Genomic DNA, 6275 nt, shown 5'->3' with positions numbered 1-6275 from the left:
CTGTTGATTTCCACTGAGAAGTGACCCGGTTTTGGGGGGTATTTTCACTGAGAACTGACCCATGTTTGAACGCTATCCTGCTCGTTTTGGGCGGGAGTTTATGGAGTGTTGGACATGGCGTTTTTGAGCGTTATCCGGCGCTGGCATTTCCGAGACGGCCTATCGATCCGGGAGATTGCACGGCGCACGGGTTTGTCCCGGAATACCATCCGCAAATACCTCAGGGCTGAGGCTGTCGAGCCGAAGTTTCGTGTTCCCGATCGACCGAGCAAGATCGATCTTTTCGCCGAGAAGCTTTCCGCTTGGCTGCGGTCTGAGAGCCGCAAGCCGCGCAAACAGAAGCGCACCATCAAGCAGATCCACGCTGATCTCGTGGCTTTGGGCTTCGATGGCTCTTACGGCCGTGTGGCAGCCTTTGCCCGCCGTTGGAAAGAGGAGCGCCTGCGCGAACAGAACACGACCGGAAGGGGCGTGTTCGTTCCTCTGGCCTTTGATCCCGGAGAGGCCTTCCAGTTCGACTGGAGCGAGGACTGGGCGCAGATTGGAGGGGAGCGCATCAAGCTTCAGGTGGCCCACACCAAGCTCTGCTACAGCCGAGCCTTTGTCGTGAGAGCCTATGTGCTCCAGACCCACGAGATGCTGTTTGATGCCCATAACCAGGCCTTCAAGGCTTTTGGTGGCGTTCCGCGTCGGGGGATCTACGACAATATGCGAAGTGCGGTCGACAAGGTCGGGCGCGGCAAGGTGCGTCAGGTCAATGCCCGGTTCTCGGCCATGGCTAGCCACTTTCTGTTCGAGCCCGAGTTCTGCAATCCCGCAGCCGGCTGGGAAAAGGGAATGGTGGAAAAGAACGTGCAGGATGTTCGTCACCGGCTCTTCCAACCCCTGCCGCGTGCAAACTCGCTCAATGAGTTGAACCTCTGGCTCGAGCAGCGCTGCGTGGCCCTATGGGAAGAGATGGCTCATGGCACCGAACCGGGAACGGTTGCCGATGCATGGAGGGTTGAAGCCCAATATCTGATGGCCGTGCCGCGGGCCTTCGATGGGTTTGTTGAGCACACCAAGCGCGTCTCGCCCACCTGCCTGGTTCACCTCGAGCGCGTGCGCTATAGCGTACCCGCCTCGTTTGCCAACAGACCCGTCAGCGTCAGGGTCTATCCAGACCGCATCGTTGTTGTCGCCGAAGGGCAAATTGTTTGCGAGCACACGCGGATCATCGAGCGGCATCATGGGGCCGGGCAAACTGTTTATGATTGGCGTCATTACCTGGCCGTGATCCAGCGCAAGCCCGGTGCATTGCGCAATGGTGCACCCTTTGCCGAACTGCCGGCAGCGTTCCGTCACCTCCAGACCCATCTTTTGGGCAAACCCGGTGGTGATCGGGAGATGGTCGAGATTCTGGCCCTCGTTCTTCATCATGATGAACAGGCAGTGCTCGCAGCTGTCGAGATGGCGCTCGACGCCGGGGTGCCCACAAAGACCCATATTCTCAATCTGCTGCACAGGCTCATCGATGCCAAACCGGGAACCGTTCCTCCGGTCCAGGCGCCGCAGGCGCTTGCCCTGAGCAAGGAGCCGCAGGCCAATGTCGAACGCTACGACACCCTTCGCACTGATCGGGAGGTGCGCCATGCGTCATGATCCGGCAAGTGCAGCTCTGGTCATCATGCTCAAGAGCCTTAAAATGGCAGGCATGGCTCAGGCGGTCAGTGAACTCACCGAGCAGGGTTCTCCAGCCTTTGAGGCGGCTGTGCCCATCCTCTCGCAATTGCTCAAGGCTGAGATGGCCGAACGCGAGACGAAGTCGATCGCCTATCAGCTCAAGGTCGCCCGCTTTCCCACCTATAAGGATCTCTCGGGCTTTGAGTTTACCAGCAGCGAGGTCAATGAAGCTCTGGTGCGTCAGCTCCATATCGGCGCCTTCATCGAGAAAGCCGACAACGTCGTCCTCCTGGGTGGTCCGGGAACAGGCAAGACCCACATCGCAACGGCCCTGGGCATTCAAGCCATCGAGCATCATCGCAAACGGGTGCGCTTCTTCTCAACCGTTGAGCTGGTCAATGCGCTCGAACAGGAAAAAGCCCAGGGCAAGGCCGGTCAGATCGCCAACAGGCTCATTCATTCCGACCTGGTCATTCTCGATGAGCTCGGATACCTGCCGTTCAGCGCGTCTGGAGGCGCCTTGCTCTTCCATCTGCTCTCAAGGCTTTACGAGCGCACCAGCGTCATCATCACCACCAATCTGAGCTTTGCCGAATGGGCCAGCGTGTTCGGGGATCCCAAAATGACAACGGCATTGCTCGACAGGCTCACCCATCATTGCCACATCCTCGAAACCGGCAATGACAGCTTCCGGTTCAAAAACAGCTCGGCGAAAACCGACAAAACCAAAAAGGAGAAAACACCGAACTTGACCACGTGACCGAACCCAAATCATATCAATGAAGCGGGTCAATTCTCGGTGAAAAAACCGGGTCACTTCTCAATGGAAATCAACAGCACTCGACATCAATCCGGACAGAATTGCTGCAATGGGCGAGAGCGCGGGCGGACACCTTGCATGCATGCTTGGTACCACCAGCGGACGAGCTGAGATGGAAGGCGATATTGGCGTCCTAGGACCCTCAAGCGCCGTCCAAGCCGTTATCGACTGGTATGGCCCTACTGACTTACCCAGTATGGATCGTCAGCGACCACCCAATGCTGTGTTTAGCCACGACGACGCTTCATCGCCGGAATCGCTGTTAATTGGCGGGCCCATCCAGAAGCATAAGGACTTGGCGAGAACTGCATCGCCAATCTCCTTTGTCAGAAGTGGTTTGCCTCCCTTCCTCATCCAACATGGCGATCAAGATCGGCTCGTGCCAGTTGGGCAGGCACGCCAATTGGCAGAAGCCCTTCGGCAGCACCGTGTAAAAGTAGAGCTCTCAGAAATCGAGGGCGGCGATCATTGTTTTTGGGGTGTCGACACGTCTGCGATCATGCCAGAAGTCATCAGGTTTCTCCAACGGCATCTATGATCGTTAGCAGCCATTTGGCGCCCCTACCGCTGACACACAGCATTAATTCGCCAACACATGCTGAATTTTTCTACGCACATTCGCCATGACCAAGGCTTCCAATACATCCATTCTTACAGCCCGCAAAATCACCGAATATTGCGAAGTTCGCGTTCTACCTCTCCTCGGATGGTCAACGACTGAACGGCTGAGACGATACTTCATTGGCCTGCTTGACGGTCATCGATATCCACCGGGACGCGCTCATCGTATCGACTGGACGACACTAGGTTTTGATGTTGGCATCCCCGAGGAGCATATGGATGGCGCACGTAAAGCGCTACGCCCCTTGATCGAAGCGCTCATTCGCACACTCGCGAACAAGCCAGCCACCAAGGATTATCTGGCGCCACACGAAACTGGCGATAAACCTCGGCGCCGGCCTCCTCGAAGAAAGGCCACAAAGCGATCCTCTGCCAAAGGGCGCATGTCCGTGCAAGCTCTTGCAAACGATGCTGCGCGACGGACCAAGGATACCAAACCTCCTGCGCGAACCATCGAAGCCTTCCCCAAGCCTCTTTGGGAGGCTTGGGAAGAACCGGAGACATTCGCGATGGCCCTCGGGCTGCACATGCGCCGACATGGTGATACAGCCTGGCACCTCCACCGCGCCATCGTAGCGCGTGAGGAGACATTTGATCGCAAGACGATTGTGTCCTGGTGCTCGGGCCATCGGGTGCCGCGCAGTGAAGCCAGCTTTGAAATTTTGCGCCGCATCGAGGCCCGCTACAGACTGCCTGAAGGCTATTTCAAAGAGAAACTCTCGCACCGCGCGCGATCAGTGTCCCGCCCGCAGATCAGCGGCATTCCACCCTCGGAGCAGCGACGCCTTGCTTGGCACCTGCCTGAAGACTTTAGCTTTCGGCCGAAGGCCGAGCAGGACGAAATCATCAAATGGGTCCGAGAAGTCATTATTTCAGGCTCAACCCAATACCGCCGCTATCAAGCTAACGCTGCGCGGCAGCGCTATGCCATTCGGTTTCGGGGACTTGGTACACCCCGGCGGCCGGTGCCAGCCAATGAGGAGGAAATCGATCACCGTACCGAACACGATCCAGATCTGAGACAAGGCGTCCGCGCTGCGCCTGCCCAGCTTGAAGCGGAGATGGCTGACCTTCTGAGGTTTAAGACGTCAACCCTGACAAGCTTTGGGTATCAGCGCAATGGCGTCTGGAACGAGGAAACCGCGGCACAAAAGATTGAGCATCTGGGACTTATGTTTGGGGCCTTTTCTGCCTCACCCACCTCGGGCATCCGCGGCCTTGGCCTTCCCCTACGGGCCCTGTCCTTTGGCATGCTCGTATTTCCGGCCGTCTGGGACTGGTACTTGCAATGGCGTGAGCAGCGTCGTGGATTTTTCACCTCTTGGGAAGAGGACATGCTGCGTATTGGCCTTGCCCTCGTACGAGAAGAGACAGGATGGCTCCGGCAAACGCCTCATTTAGCTCAGCGTGTCTCGGCCATCCCCGGTCTGGTTTCCGAGGCTGAAGTTCGCCGCGCTCAGGACAATTGGGATCAGGCATGCGATGTGATGTTCAAGCATGGCACCAACCGCGCAAAAGAGATCCAGCGGGTCGCCAAGGTCCATCGCGATCCTTTCGAGCCTATTCTCGCCGTGCTTGAAGCTGACAGCCCCGTCGCCGAATATCGAAAGATTACTGAGGAGATATTGCGACTGATGCCCGATGAACGTCGGCATCCAAGAGCAGCTGCAGAGGCCGTACGGTCTTTCCTGCTTCTTCGGCTAGGCCTGCATCTTGGCTTGCGGCAAAAGAACCTTCGCCAATTGCTGGTTTGTCCCCGCGGTCAAATTCCAAGAAGTGAGCGTCAGCTCGAGGAGCTCAAATGTGGGGAGCTCCGCTGGAGCGAAAAGGCCGATGGTTGGGAGGTCTTGATCCCCGCAGTGGCATTTAAGAATGCTCACTCATCCTTTTTTGGCAGCAAACCGTTTAGACTGATTTTGCCGGATCTTGGGCAGCTTTATGCCTATCTCGAAGCCTATATCGACCGACATCGCGCTCGCCTACTTAACGGAGCGGTCGACCCTGAGACGTTCTTTGTCAAAACCGTTAAGGTTTCCTCGAGCAACGCCGCCTTTAACCAAACAACGTTCTATGAGGCTTGGCGACTGACGATACAGCGGTACGGCATCTATAATCCATGGACTGGTCGCGGGGCCATCAAAGGGCTCTTGCCGCATGGCCCACACAATGTGCGAGACGTTCTGGCAACTCATATCTTAAAGCAAACAGGTTCCTACGAGCAGGCGTCCTATGCCATTCAGGACACTCCCGACATGGTGGCTCAGCACTACGGACGATTTCTGCCTCAAGATAAGGCTGCCCTTGCGGCCCGCATCTTGAACCAAGTCTGGGAGGCTGCCTGAAAAGGCGACAAGGCTAGCCGGCAGATGACAGTTATTTGACGACTGCTGAATCGCATGGCCTAGTAGCGCTCCGAGGGAGATCGCGAGGCGCGCTCCATTATGGCGGGAAATCAGGGATCAACGAAAAGGTCAGAGAAGGTGGGTCACGACAGGCCAAGCGATCGAATAACGCTGTCGAGAGAAACTCTCTATAAGTACCGCCTCTTCCCCCAGGGCACTGGCGACGGGCCAGAATGGCTTCTCAAGCAGATCAATGAGGAAATCAAAATCCTTTCAACGATAGCTGAGCAAAATCCAGACTTAGCAACTTCCCTGGACCTGCTCATGGAGGCATGGCAGGACTTTGCTCATCACATTAAGCGGAAAGCTCACTGATGCGCGTCCCTTCAGCTGGTCCGAAAACAAGCGAACGCAAAGCACGCATTCGGCGTCTTTCAAAACTGCTGGCCGAGCTCGAGCGCCTCCCACTCCACCGTCGCGAGGCTGAATGCGCGGACGTTCGAGAAGCCTCCATCCGCAATTTGATCGATGAGCTGGAGAATGGTTACCACCCGATCGATCCGCCAGACCCTTTGAGCGAGCTTTTGCGGCGCGATGGCGATGACACGTTTCCGAGGGGAAACTAGGCAACGTTGAGCTCTGAGGCGCCTGGCGGTCATAGCGACTGCTCAAGTCGCTCCCGACAGCTGAAGTGCTAGCCTTCCCCGGCAGTTTGCCGATATGTGCAACACGTCGGGCACTACGTTGCTGCTCATGGCTATCGCGTTCATGTTCTACACACACGCAGACTGTGTTCTGCAGATCCGAGCTTGCTGAGTTTGACCAGGACA

The 6275-nt window shown here is 56.8% G+C and carries 4 protein-coding genes and 1 pseudogene; 4 read left to right on the top strand and 1 reads right to left on the bottom strand.

The features are described from left to right. Positions 1-114: 114 nt before the first annotated feature. The 4 genes and pseudogenes from istA to EO133_RS18520 all read left to right on the top strand — a co-directional run bounded on the left by istA (position 115) and on the right by EO133_RS18520 (position 5445). The gene (istA, locus tag EO133_RS18535) at positions 115-1641 is read left to right on the top strand and encodes an IS21 family transposase (RefSeq protein WP_127071377.1); all 1527 of its coding nucleotides are present in this window, start codon (positions 115-117) and stop codon (positions 1639-1641) included. Then, entirely contained in the window at positions 1631-2422 is a 792-nt protein-coding gene (istB, locus tag EO133_RS18530) for an IS21-like element helper ATPase IstB (RefSeq protein WP_127071376.1), read from the top strand. The genes istA and istB overlap by 11 nt, the downstream gene beginning before the upstream one ends. Positions 2423-2504: 82 nt before the next feature. After that, positions 2505-3020: pseudogene (locus tag EO133_RS20885) on the top strand (alpha/beta hydrolase fold domain-containing protein); the annotation flags it as partial. Positions 3021-3105: 85 nt separating this feature from the next. Further along, complete coding sequence (locus tag EO133_RS18520; protein ID WP_127074136.1) at positions 3106-5445, top strand: hypothetical protein; 2340 nt, start codon at positions 3106-3108, stop codon at positions 5443-5445. Positions 5446-5879: 434 nt separating this feature from the next. On the opposite strand, the gene EO133_RS18515 is transcribed toward EO133_RS18520, so the two are convergent. Then, on the bottom strand, positions 5880-6104 hold the full coding sequence (locus EO133_RS18515; protein ID WP_127074135.1) for a protein kinase family protein: 225 nt from the start codon (positions 6102-6104) through the stop codon (positions 5880-5882). Positions 6105-6275: the final 171 nt, after the last annotated feature.

The organism is Pelagibacterium lentulum, from assembly GCF_003992625.1.
GTDB lineage: Bacteria > Pseudomonadota > Alphaproteobacteria > Rhizobiales > Devosiaceae > Pelagibacterium > Pelagibacterium lentulum.
This window is presented reverse-complemented; position numbering and strand designations above follow the sequence as displayed.